The organism is Terrihabitans aquatilis, assembly GCF_052542005.1.
The window spans coordinates 261,497-277,439 of sequence record NZ_JBOCUO010000002.1; the positions used below are offsets into that span (position 1 = coordinate 261,497).

At 66.5% G+C, this 15,943-nt stretch carries 13 protein-coding genes and 1 pseudogene; 5 read left to right on the forward strand and 9 right to left on the reverse strand.

The window, feature by feature from the left end:
- Nucleotides 1–5: 5 nt before the first annotated feature.
- From nikE to ACQ6S1_RS07265, 5 genes and pseudogenes are all read right to left on the reverse strand, one after another.
- A pseudogene (nikE, locus tag ACQ6S1_RS07245) lies at nt 6–1,577 on the reverse strand (nickel ABC transporter ATP-binding protein NikE); the annotation flags it as partial.
- Nucleotides 1,574–2,494: an ABC transporter permease gene (locus tag ACQ6S1_RS07250; RefSeq protein ID WP_445040519.1), complete on the reverse strand. Its 921-nt coding sequence runs from the start codon at nt 2,492–2,494 to the stop codon at nt 1,574–1,576. The gene ACQ6S1_RS07250 and the pseudogene nikE, both read right to left, overlap by 4 nt.
- A complete protein-coding gene (locus ACQ6S1_RS07255) occupies nt 2,491–3,357 on the reverse strand; it encodes an ABC transporter permease (protein ID WP_445040520.1) in 867 nt (288 codons plus the stop codon). The genes ACQ6S1_RS07250 and ACQ6S1_RS07255 overlap by 4 nt, the downstream gene beginning before the upstream one ends.
- Entirely contained in the window at nt 3,354–4,913 is a 1,560-nt protein-coding gene (locus ACQ6S1_RS07260) for an ABC transporter substrate-binding protein (protein WP_445040521.1), read from the reverse strand. The genes ACQ6S1_RS07255 and ACQ6S1_RS07260 overlap by 4 nt, the downstream gene beginning before the upstream one ends.
- Entirely contained in the window at nt 4,910–6,217 is a 1,308-nt protein-coding gene (locus ACQ6S1_RS07265) for an alkaline phosphatase family protein (protein ID WP_445040522.1), read from the reverse strand. Before ACQ6S1_RS07265 ends, ACQ6S1_RS07260 begins: the two co-directional genes overlap by 4 nt.
- Before the next feature lie 273 nt (nt 6,218–6,490).
- On the opposite strand from ACQ6S1_RS07265, the gene ACQ6S1_RS07270 reads away from it, so the two are divergent.
- Complete coding sequence (locus ACQ6S1_RS07270) at nt 6,491–7,450, forward strand: LysR family transcriptional regulator (protein WP_445040523.1); 960 nt, start codon at nt 6,491–6,493, stop codon at nt 7,448–7,450.
- A gap of 17 nt (nt 7,451–7,467) precedes the next feature.
- On the opposite strand, the gene phnA is transcribed toward ACQ6S1_RS07270, so the two are convergent.
- The 3 genes from phnA to ACQ6S1_RS07285 all read right to left on the reverse strand — a co-directional run bounded on the left by phnA (nt 7,468) and on the right by ACQ6S1_RS07285 (nt 10,651).
- The gene (gene phnA / locus ACQ6S1_RS07275) at nt 7,468–8,718 is read right to left on the reverse strand and encodes a phosphonoacetate hydrolase (RefSeq protein WP_445040524.1); all 1,251 of its coding nucleotides are present in this window, start codon (nt 8,716–8,718) and stop codon (nt 7,468–7,470) included.
- A gap of 248 nt (nt 8,719–8,966) precedes the next feature.
- Nucleotides 8,967–9,494 carry a heme utilization cystosolic carrier protein HutX gene (gene hutX, locus ACQ6S1_RS07280; protein ID WP_445040525.1) on the reverse strand — a complete coding sequence of 176 codons (528 nt, stop codon included), beginning with the start codon at nt 9,492–9,494 and terminating at the stop codon, nt 8,967–8,969.
- 74 nt (nt 9,495–9,568) lie between these two features.
- Nucleotides 9,569–10,651 (reverse strand): DUF2218 domain-containing protein, encoded by a 1,083-nt coding sequence (locus ACQ6S1_RS07285; RefSeq protein ID WP_445040526.1) that lies wholly within the window; start codon nt 10,649–10,651, stop codon nt 9,569–9,571.
- Between the two features lie 418 nt (nt 10,652–11,069).
- Here ACQ6S1_RS07285 and ACQ6S1_RS07290 point away from each other — a divergent pair, with 418 nt between their 5' ends.
- The 4 genes from ACQ6S1_RS07290 to ACQ6S1_RS07305 are packed head-to-tail and all read left to right on the forward strand — an operon-like array spanning nt 11,070 to nt 14,840.
- Complete coding sequence (locus ACQ6S1_RS07290; protein WP_445040527.1) at nt 11,070–12,107, forward strand: iron-siderophore ABC transporter substrate-binding protein; 1,038 nt, start codon at nt 11,070–11,072, stop codon at nt 12,105–12,107.
- Complete coding sequence (locus ACQ6S1_RS07295; protein WP_445040528.1) at nt 12,104–13,090, forward strand: FecCD family ABC transporter permease; 987 nt, start codon at nt 12,104–12,106, stop codon at nt 13,088–13,090. Before ACQ6S1_RS07290 ends, ACQ6S1_RS07295 begins: the two co-directional genes overlap by 4 nt.
- The gene (locus ACQ6S1_RS07300) at nt 13,087–14,064 is read left to right on the forward strand and encodes a FecCD family ABC transporter permease (RefSeq protein WP_445040529.1); all 978 of its coding nucleotides are present in this window, start codon (nt 13,087–13,089) and stop codon (nt 14,062–14,064) included. Before ACQ6S1_RS07295 ends, ACQ6S1_RS07300 begins: the two co-directional genes overlap by 4 nt.
- 5 nt (nt 14,065–14,069) lie before the next feature.
- The gene (locus ACQ6S1_RS07305) at nt 14,070–14,840 is read left to right on the forward strand and encodes an ABC transporter ATP-binding protein (RefSeq protein WP_445041233.1); all 771 of its coding nucleotides are present in this window, start codon (nt 14,070–14,072) and stop codon (nt 14,838–14,840) included.
- Here ACQ6S1_RS07305 and ACQ6S1_RS07310 read toward each other — a convergent pair.
- A complete protein-coding gene (locus ACQ6S1_RS07310; protein WP_445040530.1) occupies nt 14,809–15,906 on the reverse strand; it encodes a DUF1176 domain-containing protein in 1,098 nt (365 codons plus the stop codon). The genes ACQ6S1_RS07305 and ACQ6S1_RS07310 overlap by 32 nt on opposite strands.
- Between the last annotated feature and the right edge of the window lie 37 nt (nt 15,907–15,943).

The window sequence follows — 15,943 nt, forward strand, 5'->3', positions numbered from 1 at the left end:
GCCAGCAGCCGCTGCGTGTAGGGCGCGCGGCCCTCGGGTGACCGCAACGCGCCGGAGGAGCACCGGTCGACGATGCGCCCCTTCTCCATCACCAGCACCTCGTCGGATATCCAGCCGACGGCGTCGATGTCGTGCCCCACGAACAGCATGGCGAAGCCGCGTTCCGCCTGGAGGCGGCGCAGCAGCGACAGGATCTGCACCTTGACCGTCATATCGAGGGCGGACACCACCTCATCGCAGATCAGCATTTTCGGCTCGCCCAGAAGTGCGCGGGCGATGCACACGCGCTGCCTCTGCCCGCCCGAGAGCTGATGCGGAAAGCGCTCGGCGTACGACGTATCGAGCCCCACCTCATCGAGCGCCGACGCGATGCGCCGTGCATGTTCGGCAGGAGCGATCCGCGCCAGCGCGAGCGGTTCGGCCAGAGCGCGGCGGATCGTCAGGCGCGGATTGAGAGCGCCGTAAGGATTCTGGAACACCATCTGGCATTGCCGGCGAACGCGCGCGGGCAGTGATCCGCCCGATGGCGTGAGATCGTGCCCGAGAAGCTGGATGCGTCCGGCGGCGAACGGGCGGAGCCCGGCGAGCGCCCCTGCGAGCGAACTCTTGCCGGAACCGGATTCGCCGAGAACCCCGATTGTGCTCCCGGCCGGGATCGAGAGGCTGGCGCCGTGAACCACGCGGAAGGGCCGCGAGAAGAGGCCGCCCCGGGCATAATCGACGCACAGATCCTGCACCGATACCGCCATGGACGCCGCCGGCCCCGGCGCCGCTTCGCACTCAGAGAAGGTCTTTCGCGCATCCACCAGCCGCCTCGTATAGGCATGTTCCGGCGCGGCGAGGACGCGCGCGGCAGGCCCACTCTCCACGATGCGGCCCCGCTCCATCACCGCGACCTCATGCGCCAGCGCCCCGGCCACAGCCAGATCATGCGTAATGATCAGCATGGCGATGCCGCGCCGCGCCTGCAGCCGCGCCAGCAGAGCCACGATCTCCGCCTGCACGCTGGCATCGAGCGCGCTGGTGGGCTCGTCGGCGATGACGATATCCGGCTGCCCGGCCAGCGCCATGGCGATCATCACGCGCTGCTGCTGGCCGCCGGACAGCTGGTGCGGATAACGCCCTGCAAGGGCGTCGGGATCCGGCAGGTCGACCTCGGCAAGCGCGTCGACGATGCGGCGATGACGCTCGGCCTTTCGAGCCACGCCAACGCGGCGCAGCACCTCGCCGATCTGCGCACCGACCCGCATGAAAGGGCTGAGGCAGGCCATCGGATCCTGAAACACCATGGCGATGCGTCGCCCGCGCAGATCCCGCCAGGCGCGCTCGTCGCGCAGCGGCACCGGCCGGCCGTCGATCGCCAGAATGCTCGTTTCGGCGATGCGCAGCGCGGCCGGCACGAGGCCCATCGTGAACAGCGCGGTCAAGGATTTGCCGGAGCCCGATTCTCCGATCAAGGCGAGCGTCTGCCCTGCCATGAGATCGAGCGACACCCCGTGAACCAGTCGCCGCTCTTCCCCGGACACGTCGAGAGCGCTAATCGACAGATCGCGCAGGCTGAGAACAGACGTGTTCATGCCGAGAGCCTCGGATCGGCCAGGCGGTGGAGGAAATCGGTCACGCCGTTGATCACGACGAGCGCGACCGCGATGACGATGGTCGCGGCCTGGAGCACGGGATAATCGCGCCCCTGGATGGCGTTCAGCATCAGGCTGCCCAGACCCGGCAGGCCGAACAGCACTTCCATGGTCAGCGTGCCGGCCACGAGGCTTGTCAGCACGAGGCCCGACAACGCGAGCGTCACGGGCAAGGCGGCGGGCATGATGTGGCGCAGCGTGATGCGCCATGCCGGCAGGCCCTTGGCGCGGGCGGTGCGCACATGGGCCGACGTTGCGGCCTCCCGCAATTCCTCATAGAGCGGTTTCACAATGACGCCGGCGCTGTCGATGCCGAGGATGACGACCGGCAGAACCATCGAGCCCAGCACCGGCAGCCATTTCAGCCAGATCGAGAAAACGAGGACGCCCAGCACCCCGACGCAGAAGGTGGGCAGCGCGACGGACCACACATTGAAGACGCGCACCAGCGCGTGCAGCACGCGGTTTCCGGTGGTGACCGCCCCCACCGCAACGCCTAGCGCGAGGACGAGGCCCAGCGCAAAGCTCATCATGGCGAGAAGAAGGGTGAGCGGGAGGGCGGTGCCGAGCATGTCCGAGACCGGCGTGTCGAACCGCGACGATCGGCCGAGATCGCCCTGGAGGGCTGCCGACACCCAGCTTACGAATTGCTCGGCCATCGGCCGGTCGAGGCCCAGGCTTTCCCGCAGGGCCTGCTGCTGCTCCGGGCTGAGATCGCCCTGAAGGGCCATGACGTCGGCCGCGTCGCCCGGAACGACCCGAACGAGGAGGAACACGACGAGCACGATACCCGCCGCCTGGGCGAGCATCCGCAGCGAGCCCATGGCGCAGGACAGGACGGGCAGAGCGCGCATCATGGCAGTCCCACCCCGGTATCGCGCAAGGGATCGAGCGCACGGCGGACGTGATCGCCCAGCACCGACAGCGTGAGCGTCAGCACGATGATGGAGAGAGCGGGCGCGAGGATGCTGCCCGGCGAAATTTCGATGTAGCGGCTGGAATCGGCCACCATGCGGCCCCAGCTCGGGTCGTCCGGCGAGGTGCCGAGGCCGAGAAAGCTCAGCACCGATTCCGTCACCACGCAGCGCGGCAGCAGGATGGCCGCCTGCGTGACGAGGCCGCCGATGAGGTTCGGCGCAAGATGCAGGCGCAATATGTGCAGACGGCCACCGCCGAACAGCCGGGCCGCGGCCACATATTCCTTCGCCGTTTCGCGGTGGAAGATGGCGCGCGCCACATAAGCGAAGAATGGTGAGAACGCGATGCCGAGCGCGATCACCACGGGCATGGTTCCGGCACCCAGCGCGACGATCAGCAGCAGTGCGAGCAGCACGTCCGGCATCGCCCGGACGAGATCGATCGCCGCGAACATCAAGGTTTCTGCCGCGCGGCCCAGCGACAAGGCAAATAGGCCGAGGCCCGCGCCGATGACGAAGGCGGCGAATGCCCCGCCGAGCCCCACCATCAGCGTGGTGCGCGTGCCCAGAACAAGCCGGGAGAACACATCGCGCCCGATATGATCCGTGCCGAGCCAATGGACCGGCCCCGGCGGCTGGTTGAGCGCCAGAAGGTCTTGTTCGAGCGGGTCGAAAGGTGCCAGCGCCGGGCCGAGAATGGCGACAGCCGCCATCAGGACCATAACGGCGACCGCAAGGCCGAGGCGGAGCGAAATGCCCCGCCTCGCCACCAAACGGCTGCCCGACGCCAAAGTGAGGGTCACTTCCCCCTCGCCAGCCACGCCTGCGCGACACCGCCGCCGGCCACGTTCGGCGACCAGGTGAAGCCGGGCTCATAGCCCTGCACATCCCTCCGCAGAACAATCTGGTCGTAGCCGAGACCCAGAACCACGACGTAATATTTGTCCATCACGCGCTTCCACGCGTCGAGGTAATGCGTACGGCGGGCCTCGATCTGCGGCTCGGTGACGGCGGCATTCACCAGCCGGTCGAATTCGGGGTCCTGGAGACCGCCCCACAGAACGGGGTTCGGGCCATCGCTCATCAGGCGCACATAGCGCAGGAAGATGTCGGCCCGCGGTCCAGAATGGAAGCAGTTCATGTCCCAATCGTACTGACCGAGCCGCTTCTGGGCGCCGATGTCGTCGAGCGCGACATGGTTCACCTTGAAGCCGAGCTTGCGGACCATCTGCACCACGACCTGCGGATAGGTCTCCTGCCAGGACACGAATTCGATCGTTTCCCTGGACGGATCGACGCCGGCCTCCTTCAGAAGCGCCTTCGCCTTGTCGAGGTCGGCCTTGGCGTGCACGTCCGCCTTGGCCAGCGCCTCGTCGAAATAGACATTGCCCGGGCCGACCATCTGGTTGCCGGTGATGCCAGAGCCCGCCGTGGCGAAGGCGATGAACCCGGCCTTGTCGATGGCATAGGCCAGCGCCTGGCGCACGCGCACATCGTCGAAGGGCTTGCGCGGCTTGCGATTGTTGTAGGCCACGAAGTACCAGGCGGCGTCCTTCAGATGCGAGACGCGCAGGTTCGGGTCGGACGAGAGCTGCTTGGCGGCTTCGGCGCTGACATAGCCGATGTCGACCTCGCCCGCGCGCAGGGCCAGCGAAAGGTCCGCACCGTCGCGCAGATCGGCTTCCACGGACTCGAGATAGGGCATGCCCTTGCGCCAGTAATCGGTGTGCGCCGGAGCGGTCAGCTTCACCTTCGGTTGCCAGGTGCCGAACTTGAACGGGCCGGTGCCGATGGGCAGCGTGATGGTCTCGCCCCAGCCGGGCGATTTCGGCGACAGGATCCAAAGCTCCGACAGGAGATTGGCGAGCGGCGCGTAAGGCTCGCGCATGCGGATCACGATCGTGCGGTCATCCGTGCTTTCCACATTGTCGAGAAGCTTCATGGCGGAGGCGAGCCAGCCGCCCTTCACGCTCGTCCGCACGCGCTCGACATTGGCCACGACGTCGGCGGCGGTCAGGACATCGCCATTATGGAAGACGACGCCCTCGCGCAGGCGGAAGGTGTAGGTCTTGCCGTCGTCCGAGACGTCGAAGGATTCGGCGAGGAAGGGCTCGACCGATCCGTCTTCGGCGATCGACACCAGCGCCTCGGAATAGATCTGCTGCACGGCGATGGAGCCGGTGTGGCGATGCGGGTCCGAGGTGTCGAGGCCGAGCGTCGCATAGCGGAGCACGCCGCCGCGAACGGGTTCGGTCGCCGCGAACGCACCACGTGGCATCAGGCTGACGAGGCCGCCGGCCAGGACCGCGGCCGCGGTCCCGGCAAGGAAGGTACGGCGGGTGAAGCGAAGATTGGTCATTTGCAGTTCTCCTGAGGAGGCATTGGCGAAGGGAGGAGGTCGGCCGGGCCGGGCTGGAGGGCGCGGCCGTCCAGCCCGCCCGAGAGCAGGCCGAGATGGCGCAGAACGGTCGGCGCGATATCGACGATTGCGGCGGGGCCCGAATGCACTGCGCCGGACGGGAAGCCCGCGCCGTCCATGACGAGAACCGGCGCCTGCTCGTGGGCATTGAGGCCGCCGTGCTGGCCGAAGCCCAGGCGATCGGACTTGCCGCCCTGGGGCTTCGCGGTGAGACAGGTGCCCGGCACACCGTAATCATTCGGCGTGTCGTCGCCCTTCATCGAGACGGCGAAGGCGAGGCCGCCCGTCGGGGCCTGCCCGATCACGGCCAGTTCCGGACCTGCATGAACCGAGCCGGCCCAGGATCGGCTTCGCAGGAACGCCTCGATCCGGCCGAGGGCGTCCTCATGATCGGGATGGACATAGATAAGCGCGGAGGTGCCGTTCGAGGCGACGACGATATCGCCCGACGCGGTGCCTGCCTTGAGGCCTGCCGCGACCAACTCGTCCTCGATATCGACGACGCCTCCGACCGTCTCATGGCCATGGTCGGAGCCTGCGATCAGCAGCACGTCCTCGCCGATGGAACGCAGCACCTCGACCGCCACGATGACGCGGCCGAGTTGCGCATCGGCCGCGCGCAGCACTTCGAAATGCTCGGGCGAACCGAGCGGCGCCTCGTGCTGGATATGATCGGGCTCGCCCATCCACAGCAGGGCGAGGGCCGGACCTTCCGGCAGCAGCGCCCGTGCGATGAAGCGGCTCGTCATGAATTCATCGCCGGCCGCGTCGCAGCCGATGGGCAATGAATCCGACAGTGAAACCCGGCCCGGCCCGAACGACCCGGCGCGATGAAAGACATGGCCGTGACCATCGGGATCGTGGGCATAGGCCGCGCCCGGCGAAACATTGCTGAAGATCATAGCTCCGCCATGCGGCGCCAGCCGTTCGGCCAGGGTCGGCACCGCCAGCGAACATCCGGTCACGACACGCTTCCATTGGAGAAAATCGGGCCGGCCGGCGTCATGCCGCACCAGCTTGCCGTTCTCCATCAGAACCATCGTGTTTCCGGCCAGGCCGTGCCGCGCGGGCCAGCATCCGGTCGCCAAGGTCGAGGACACGACCCGTGTTGCCGAGGGGAAGGCGGAGCGATAGCGCGCAAACACGGTGCCACGCTCCATCAGCGCGGCCAGATGCGGCGTGCGGGCGGCGCTGACGAGATCCCGGCGGAGCCCGTCGAGGATCACGAGGACGACACGGCGCATGGCTCACAATCCCCCGAGAGCCGGCCGCGCGATCGGCCTCGAAGGCCTCGTCACCGAGAGGCGCCGTTTGCCTTGCGGGGCAAGATGTGCGGCCCGAGAAAACAGCACGCCGGTCATGCGAGGCATCTTTCCGTTAGGAACGTAACGACAGCGTCATGTTGCCGGCGTATAAAGTCTGGTTTCGTGTATACGCATCAGTATTTGATGCATTTACATTTCACTCTACGGAAGCTATCCAGTACAGTGACTTTGTTTCCCAAGAAGTGTGAGCAAATGGAACAGCGAAAGCGTCGCCTTCCACCCCTCAAAAGTCTCATATTTCTGGAAAGCGTCGTGCGCACAGGCAGCGTTACGGCGGCAGCCGACGAATTGTCGATCACGCACAGCGCGATCAGCAAGCAATTGTCACAGCTGGAAGCCTGGGTCGGCACGCCGCTTTTCGTCGAGAAGCGCAAGGGCATGATCCCGACGGCCGAGATTGCCCGCATTGCGGATCTGCTCGGCAATATCTTCGACGACATTCAGGACGCGTTCGATGGCGTGCGGCCCGCCCGTGTGCCGGCCGCGATCGTGCGGGTCATCGCGCCGGCCACCTTCGCCATGCGCTGGCTGATCCCCAAGCTGCCGGAATTTCACACCCCGCAGCAATCGGTCGACACCATGGTCAGACCGACCCACACCAACGACAATTGGCTGGACATGCCCTTCGACGTCGCGATCCGTCGCGGCGGCATCATCCCGGTGCAATTTTCGCCGCAGGATCTGTTTTCAGAAACCCTGTCGCTGGTGGTTTCGGCACGTTTGTTCGCGGAAAAGGGCGCCGTCCCGCGCGAACGCATGAGCGAATTCGGCCTGCTCGACGTCGCGACACGACCGGGCGAACTGAAAGCCTGGCTCAAGGCCGCCGGCCTGCCGGGAAGCCTCGCACGGCAGGCGTCGAAGCCGCCGCATTTCTATATCGGGCTGGACACGATGTTCGCCGGCCGGGGCGCGCTCGTCGTCCCGACCTTCCTCGTCGAGGATCAACTCCTGCGCGGCGAGATCATCGAGCCCTTCCCCGAAATCCGGGTCGATGGGCCGCTCTACCAGATCTTCACGAACCCCACCTCGCGCGAGCCCGACAAGGCAACGGCGTTCGTCGACTGGATCAGATCGTCGGTCCCCGCGCAGCGGAAGCCGGGCTCGGACGAAAAAACCCGCCCACAAAAGGAATGGGCGGGTCAGCCGGCCTGAGCCGAGCGAAAGCGCGGTTAGAGAACGCCGTTCACCGCGTAGTCGAAGATGTCGAAGTTCCGCAGCCTGCCGGCCGAGCGTTCGGTGTAATCCGCGTTGAGCGGGTGCGAGAGGATGAACGGCACGGGCTGTTCGGCAAGGCTGCCATGTGAGCGCAAGCGTTCTCCCGCGAGCTGCGACACATCGTGGTCCACCTTGCGCGCACCGAGCGCCACGCCGCGTTCGGCCACGACGACGATATCGGCCTCGCGATCCAACGGAAACTCGAACCGTTCCGCCGCCTCCTCGCCGGTCAGCGCAAGCTCGACACCGGGGAGAGCCGCAATCGACGCCAGCACCGAGGCGCGGTCGAGCCCTTCCGTCATCAAATGAACGCGCACGAAGCCGCCCAGCGCACCATGATGCTTCACGAACGGATCGGTGATCGGGCAGATGACGCGGGTCGCGTCCGCGCCGAATTCCTCGTCCAGTAGATCGCCCAGATAGAGCACGTTCGGCGTGCCGTCCTCACGCGACAGGTCGTTCATGCCATGATCGGCGACGATCCCGATCGTGGCGCCCAGCTCCTGAAGGCGCGCCAGACGGTCGTCCACCGCCGTCATGAACTCATGGGCCTTCGGCGCGTCCGGCGCATATTTGTGCTGAACGAGGTCGGACAGCGACAGATACAGCAGATCGAGCGGCCGCGTTTCCAGAAGACGAATGCCGGCATCGAGAACGAAAAGCGACAGATCCGGCGAATATTGGTCCGGCGTGCCGCGCCCCACGAGACCGGTCAGGTCCTCGATGCCGTTTTCCTCGATCGTGCACGTATCCGCATATTGCGCGGACACGGCAATGCCGTTCATTTCGAAGGCGAGCGCCTTGCGCAGCTTGTCCTTCGCGGTGACGACCGCAACCTTCGCTCCGGCTTTCGAGAATTCGGACAGGATGGTCGGCGCCCGCATCAGATGCGCGTCCAGCATCATCACTTCGCGCTTGGTCTCGCGATCCAGATAATAATTGCCGGCCACCCCATGGACGGAGGGCGGCACGCCGCAGACGATGGACACGTTGTTGGGGTTGGTGAAGGTCGGCATGGCTGCATCCGCCACCTTGTGGAAGCCCTCGCGCAGGAAGCGGGCGATCGTCGGGATCGTCCCGGCGGCCACCGACGCGGTGATGTAGGCCGGGTCGCAGCCATCGAAGCAGATCACGACCGTCGGACGCACCGGCCAGCGATAGCTTCGCCCATTGGCTTCGATAATGGGAGTGTTCGTGGCCGACATCTATTGCCCTTCCTGTGCTGATCGCGACCGCTCACGAGCGGCCCGCAATGCAGGATTAGGCAATCCGCTGACGCGGATAAATTTGCTTTATTTCCGGGGCGATGTGAGCGTTTGGAACAATCGCCCCCACCCCTCCCACGGTGCGGACCTTGGGGCCCGGGCGCAAAAAGGCCGAGGGCCCCGCAATGGTTCGCAGGGCCCCGAAGATCGGTTCGGCATGCCTTGGCAGCAAGCGGAAAACCGGACGGCTATTCCGCGCTTTCCAGCTGGTCGCAGCGCGCGAACAATTGCAGGAAGCGCTCGGCCTGGTCCGCCTTGAGCTGGCGGTTCTCGTCGCGACGGACAAACACCTTGAACATGGAGCCGCCGTTAGCATTGAAGAATTGCACGGACATGGACTCGCTGTTGCCCATGAACGGGCGGCGCAGCAGGATGATAGCCTTGCAATTGTCGGCCCGCAAATGTCCGCCGATGGGGCTGCCGCCCTTCAGATTGTAATAGCCGCGCCCGATCGTGCCGAGCGGGATGTGGCCCTCCACCTCGAACACGATGTCCGGCGTGTGGACGAGAAACAGGATCTCGCCCCATCCCGCCAGCTCTTCCATGATCTCGACGAAGCGCTCGCCCTCGATGCGCCGCCACATATCGCCGGGCAGGCATTCGATGATCGTCTGCAAGGAAACGCCATGCTGCGCGGCCACGGATTCCAGCACGCCGCCCGGATTTTCGGCCAGCTCTTTGCGGATGATGTCGAGATTTGCCTGGCTGACGGTCATGGGAACGGCCTCGTTTGAAAGAGATTTCAGGTGCAACGCATCGTTCGGGTCGATCAGGAAGCGTCCGGCGGCTTCTAATCGTCTCCGGATTCGTCGTGGGCGTCCTGCGGTCCGGCACGCCAATAGCCGATGGCGAAATGCTCGTCCTTTTTCAGGCCGCGCTCCTTCCGCAGATAGGCGCGGACGGACTTGAAGGCCTGATATTCGCAGGCGGCCCACACGAAGAACGGCACGTCGCTGGGCAGATCCACCTGGCGGATGGCCTCGGCAAGCGGCGCGCCCGGATGCGCCGCGCCCCGATGCAGCCAGCGCACCTCGATGCGGGTATAGTGGACTAACTCCTGCTCCTCCTCCGGCCCGGAGACCTCGATGAGGGCAATGCCCCGCGTCGTCTCGGGCAGGAATTCGAGAGTGCGGGCGATGGCCGGCAGCGCCGTCTCGTCGCCCGCCAGCAGATACCAATCGCGGTCGGCGCGGACGCTCCCGCCCAATGGCCCGACCAGCCCGAGCATATCGCCCGCCTTGGCGCGCGCGGCGAATTCGCAGCCCGGCCCGGCATCCTCGTGCAGCACGAAATCGACGTCGATCCGGCCGGTGCCCGGCTCGCAGGTCCGCGCCGTGTAATAGCGCACGATCGGCCGCGGGCCGTCCTCACCCCATTGCAGAAGTCCGTCGCGCCCGACCTTGGGCCATGCGAATTCAGAGCCCTCCGGAGGAATGACGAGGCCGAGATGGAGATCCTCGTTCTGGGCGAAACGAATGAGGTCGGCGCCGACGAAGGTGACACGGCGCATGCGCGGCGTGATCTGCCGCACGGCGGCGACCCGCACCGGACGGAAATTCGGCGGCGTGACGATGTCGCTGCCGTCGCCCGTCCAGACCACGATCGGGTCGGCGTCGCCGGCGAACTCCTTGAGATGCCCCGCCAGGGTCATGCGCATGTAATAGAGGCCCAGCTCGTCCGGCGCCTCGGCCTGCAGTTCGATGCGGCCCGGCGCCGCTTCCAGCCGGCCCCGGCCGAAGGAAAAGGTCACGAACCGCGCCCCACCCTCCTGATGGAGCGCGGCGTCGTGCTCCGTCAGGTGATCGCACAATTCGGCGATGATGGGCTCGGGATTGGCGATCTCGACAACGGCACGGGCAACGAGCTGGTTCATCAATGTCTCTGGGTATCTGGTCAGGCAGGGCCTGCTCGGGATACGGGAGCGCGGCTGGAGCACATGGGCGTGTCTGGACCGCTCTTTAACGGCAGCGGTATCGAATGCAGATTTCGACGGCAATCTTTTTCATAAGCGAAAAATGATCTTGCGTTTAGTTTGGAACACTTAAAAAGAACGTCGTTGAAGCTTTTGGAATTCGACCCGAAGTAGGTGCCGTCGCTTACGACCCGAATGTTGCCGAGCAGCACCACGACATTCGGCCACCTTTGCTTTCACCGCATTCTCCTTTACTCGAAGCAGCGATTAATATTTCAGTCTTGCCTCGAACATCTTGCCGGACGGCCGTGCAGGCATCTCCAGACGCTCAGGGTGATGGCGGAACATGCGGATGCGGGCTGTGGGCAGCAGGACAAGGATGATCTCTCACACCGTGCGTGGAGCCATGCCGTCATCACCGACCCGCCGGCATGTGGTGTTCGGTCTGGCCGGCTGCCTTTTTGCGTCCTTCCTTGCAGGAAAGGCGCGGGCCCAGGATGGGGCCATCCGCTTCGAGCATGCCTTCGGCGAGATCGTTCTGCCGCGCCCGGCCAGCCGTGTGGTCTCGCTGGGCTACACCACGCACGACACCCTCCTGGCGCTGGGCCTTCCGCCCATCGCAGTGCGGCACTGGTATGGCGGCTACCCGTTCGGCGTCTGGCCCTGGGCCCAGCCTTATCTCGGCGGCGCCGAGCCCATTCTGTTTTCCGGAGAGGTTCCCATCGAGAAGGTGGCGGCGCTCGCGCCCGATCTGATCGTGGGAATCGGCTCGGGCATTTCCCACGCCGAATACGACGTGCTGTCGCGCATCGCGCCGGTTCTGATGCACGAGCGTGACCACACCACCTATGGCACGTCCTGGGAGGCCATGACGCGCGTTCTCGGCCGCGCGATCGGGCGCGACGGCAGAGCGGAGGAATTGATCCGCGAGACACGGCAAACCTTTGCCGATGCCCGCGCGCGCAATCAGGTGTGGCATGGCAAGACCGCTGTCGCCGCCTACCACACCGGCGGCGAAACCGGCGCTTTTCTCGGATCGGACACACGCGCCCGCTTCCTCGCCGATCTCGGGTTCGAACCGACGCCACAGGTCCGGGAGCTGTCCGGGCCGGAAGGCTTCTTCGCGCCATTGTCGTCCGAGGATCTGACGCCCATCGACGCCGATGTGCTCGTCTGGATATCGGCTATGACGCAGGTCTCCGACCTCGTCGATCTGCCGATGCGCCAGACGCTGAGAGCGCATCGGGAAGGCCGCGAAGTGTTCGCCGGGCCCTTGCTGGCGGGCGCCATGTCGCATGGCAGCGTGCTGTCGCTGCCCTTCGCGCTGAAGGCGCTGGAAGCCGATCTCACCGCCGCGGCCGACGGCCGGCCCGAGACGAAAGTCTCCTCGGCCGTGGAAGCGGGGCTTGCATCGTGAAGGGCTGGGCGCTGGTTGTGGTCCTGTTCGTGGCGGCCGTCGGGCTGACGCTCGGTCTGGGCGTCCGCCATGTCGGGTTCGACGATATCTGGCGGGCCTTCACCGCACCCGATCCCTACGATCCGGCCCATGTCACCATTCTGTCGATCCGCCTGCCCCGCCTCTTCGCGGGCCTCGTGGCCGGTGCGGCGTTCGGCATGGCCGGAAGCCTGATGCAGACGCTGACGCGCAATCCACTGGCCGATCCCGGCATTCTCGGCGTCAATGCCGGCGCGGCCTTCGCCATCGTCTTCGGCGCTCTGCTGCTGCAGCAGGCCGATGGCGGGCTGATGACCTTGCTGTCGTTCCCCGGCGCGGCCTTGGCGGCGTTGGCCGTGTTCATGCTGGGCGGAGGCCTGCGCGGCGATGCCGGCCCCATCCGCCTGACACTGGCTGGGGCGGCGTTGAACGCTCTGCTCCTGTCGTGCGTGTCGGCCATTGTGCTGATCCGGGGCGAGACGCTCGAAATCCTGCGCTTCTGGGTGGCGGGCTCTCTCGCATCCGCTGTCTCGCGCCCAGTTGATGTCATGAGCCTCGTGGTTGTGGCCGGCGCCCTGCTCGCTTTGCTGCAGGCGCCCCGGCTGGAAGTGCTCTCGCTCGGCAACACCCTTGCGCGCGGGCTCGGCGTACGGCCGGCCCGGGTGCAGGCCGTCGCGCTTCTCGCCATCACCATCCTGACAGGCGCGGCCGTGTCCGTCGCGGGGCCCATCGCCTTTGTCGGGCTGATCGTTCCGCCCATCGCGCGGCATATGATCGGCGCGAACCTGCGCGCCCAATTGATCGCCTCCGCCCTGCTTGGCGCAGCCCTTCTTCTTTTCGCCGACACCGCCGGCCGCCTCATCTTCGCGCCGGCCGAGGTGCGGGTGGGCGTAATGACGGGCTTGATCGGCGGGCCGGTCTTCGTCTGGATCGCGCGGCGGCTGAAGCCCGGGGCGCAGACGTGAGGGGCGCTGTTTTCCTCGCCACCCTGCTCCTCGTCGCCACCGGGCTTTCGCTGATGGCCGGCGAAGTGAATTTCGGCCTCCTCGCGCTGTGGGACGCGCTGACCCAGGGCGACACCACGCACGCGCTGACGATCCGCTTGATCCGTGGGCCGAGGATCGCGACGGCGCTCGGGGCAGGCGCCGCGCTCGGCCTGTCGGGCGCGACCTTCCAGATGCTGTTCCGCAATCCCCTCGCGGTGCCCGACATCATGGGTTTCACCTCCGGCGCAGGCCTCGCCATCCTCGGCGCGGTCACGTTCGGCATCGCACTTCCCCTCCCGCTCGTGGCGACGCTCGGCGGGCTGGGCGCAGCAATCCTTGTTGCCTTCCTTGCCTACCGGCCGGGCCATGCCACGCCCACTCTGACGCTCGTCCTCGTGGGCCTTGGCGTCGGCTTCACCGCCTCGGCCTTCGGCACCTTCCTCATGACACGCCTGCCGGGGCCGGAGGCGGCGGAAGCACAGCGCTGGCTGTCGGGCTCGCTGGCTGCGCGCGATTGGGGCCATGTCGCGCAAATCTTCGGAATCGGCGGCGGGGCCGCGTTTCTTCTGGCGTTTCAGGTGCGCGCGCTCGAAACGCTGGAGCTTGGCAACGATCTCGCCGCCGGCCTTGGCCTCCCGGTCGAGCGGGCGCGCTGGCTTCTGGCGGCAACGGGCGTCGCGCTGGCCGCCGCCGCCGTCGCCGTGGCGGGGCCCGTTCCGTTCGTCGCGCTGATGGCCGGCCCGCTCGGCGCGCGCCTCGCCCGCACCACACAGCCGGGCGGAGCGCTTCTGGCCGCGGCCGCCGCCGGCGCCATCATCACCGTGCTGGCCGATCTCATCACGCGTCTCGGCTTCTTCGGGATGCACCTGCCGATCGGCGTGATGACGGGCGCAATCGGCGCGCCCTATCTGCTCTGGCGCCTGTCACGCGAAATGGGAAGGGGCGAATTGTGACCGACATGACCCTGCACGCCCGCGACCTGACCCTTGGCTATGGCGAACGGACGATCATCCGGAATTTGTCGCTCACCCTGCCGGCAGGGCGCGTCACCACGATCCTGGGGCCCAATGGCTGCGGCAAGTCTACCTTGCTCCGCGCCTTCGCCCGGCTGATCCGACCGCGTTCGGGCGAAGTCACGCTCGGCGGCGAGGATATCAACCGGCACGACACCCGGGCTCTGGCTCGCCGCCTCGCCATCCTGCCGCAGGCGCCGCTCGCGCCGGAGGGCATCAGCGTGGGCGATCTCGTCAAGCGCGGTCGTGCGCCGTGGCGCGGCCTGCTGTCGCCGTGGAACCAGGCGGACACGGACGCCTGCGCCGAGGCCTTGCAGGCCGTGGAACTGACCGCCTCGCAGGAACGCCGCGTGGAGGAACTTTCCGGCGGTCAGCGCCAGCGAGCCTGGCTCGCCCTTGTCCTGGCGCAACAGACACCCCTTCTGCTGCTGGACGAACCGACGACCTGGCTCGATCTGCCCCACCAGATCGAGGTGCTGAACCTGCTTCGCCAGCGCAACCAGGACGCCGGCACGACGGTCGTCAGCGTGCTGCACGACCTCAACCTCGCGGCCCGCTTCTCCGATCATCTGATCCTGCTAGGTCCCGACGGCCTCGTGGCGCAGGGCCTGCCGGGCGAGGTGCTGACGGCCGAGAACCTGAAGACGGCGTTCGCCCTCGCCGCCCTGATCCAGCCGGACCCGGTTACGGGGAAACCGATGGTGATCCCGTTTTAGGCGCGGGACCGGACCGGTAGACCACGGGCCACTCACCCGGCCCGCTGCCACCACATGCCGATTGGTAGGTGCCAGCCGTCAGTCGAAACGCCTTCCCATCCCAGACCCATTCGGCCGTGATGCCGCAATCGCCAAGCCCGCGCAGCTTGGCGCTCATCGTCAACGTGCCCGTGTGCGGGTCGAAAACGGGTTCGATGAGATGAACCATCGGCGTCTTGTCATCGAGGAAGGGCAGAACAGGCTGGAACGGGATCGACGGCGTGTCCTCGGCTCTCGGCACGATCGCAACCAGCGACCACGATTGGTAAGCTCCCAGAGCGCAATCGATGAGAACCAACGCATGTTGGTCATCGAGCGGGTACGCCTCCGAAACGTCGAGATTGCCGTCGCGTCCGGCATTGCAATCGTCCTCTTGGAACACATGCGCCAGATCGGTCCGGGCCCGCCTCAGCAGGGCGTCGCCCTCGCCGTTCGTCAACGGCGCGGCGGGCGTGTAGACGGGCTTGGCGGGCAAGGCCGGCTCGGGAGGAACCGCCGACGTCGGCGCCGCGCCCCTGCGGATCAGCGCGCTCACATCATCGACACGCCCCTGCCGCTCGTCCATCCGCAACAGGGCCGCGACCAGGCCGTCCAGCGGAACGGCAGCTTCGTGCGTCCCGAATTGAAGCTTCCCGGCATCGTGGAACTGGGACACCAATTCCGCAATTGCCTGCGGCTGGTTAAGTGAGAGCGTCGTGAACTGCCCGTCCCGCGCGATCCTCCACACCTCGGCCGGCAATCCGATGGGTTTGCCGTCGACCCGCAGATCCGCCGGCTCGACGGCGAACGGCGCGCGGATCATGACACGCGCCTCCGCATCCGGCCCGGCCGCGCGTGACACCGCAAGCTCCGGGTATTCGGCCATTTCCGCCTCGAACCCCTTGGCCGTGCAGTGCAGGACATTATCGCAGGCCACGAGCCAGAATTTATACTCGTCATAGGAGGGCTCGGCCGCCGAAGCCGTGCTCATGGACGGCACGGCCATTGCCAGCGCCAGAACGATCGTTCGTAGAACCTGCGTCTGCATGCGAATGTCCGGCACCTAACGAAAAGCGCTTCCCGGA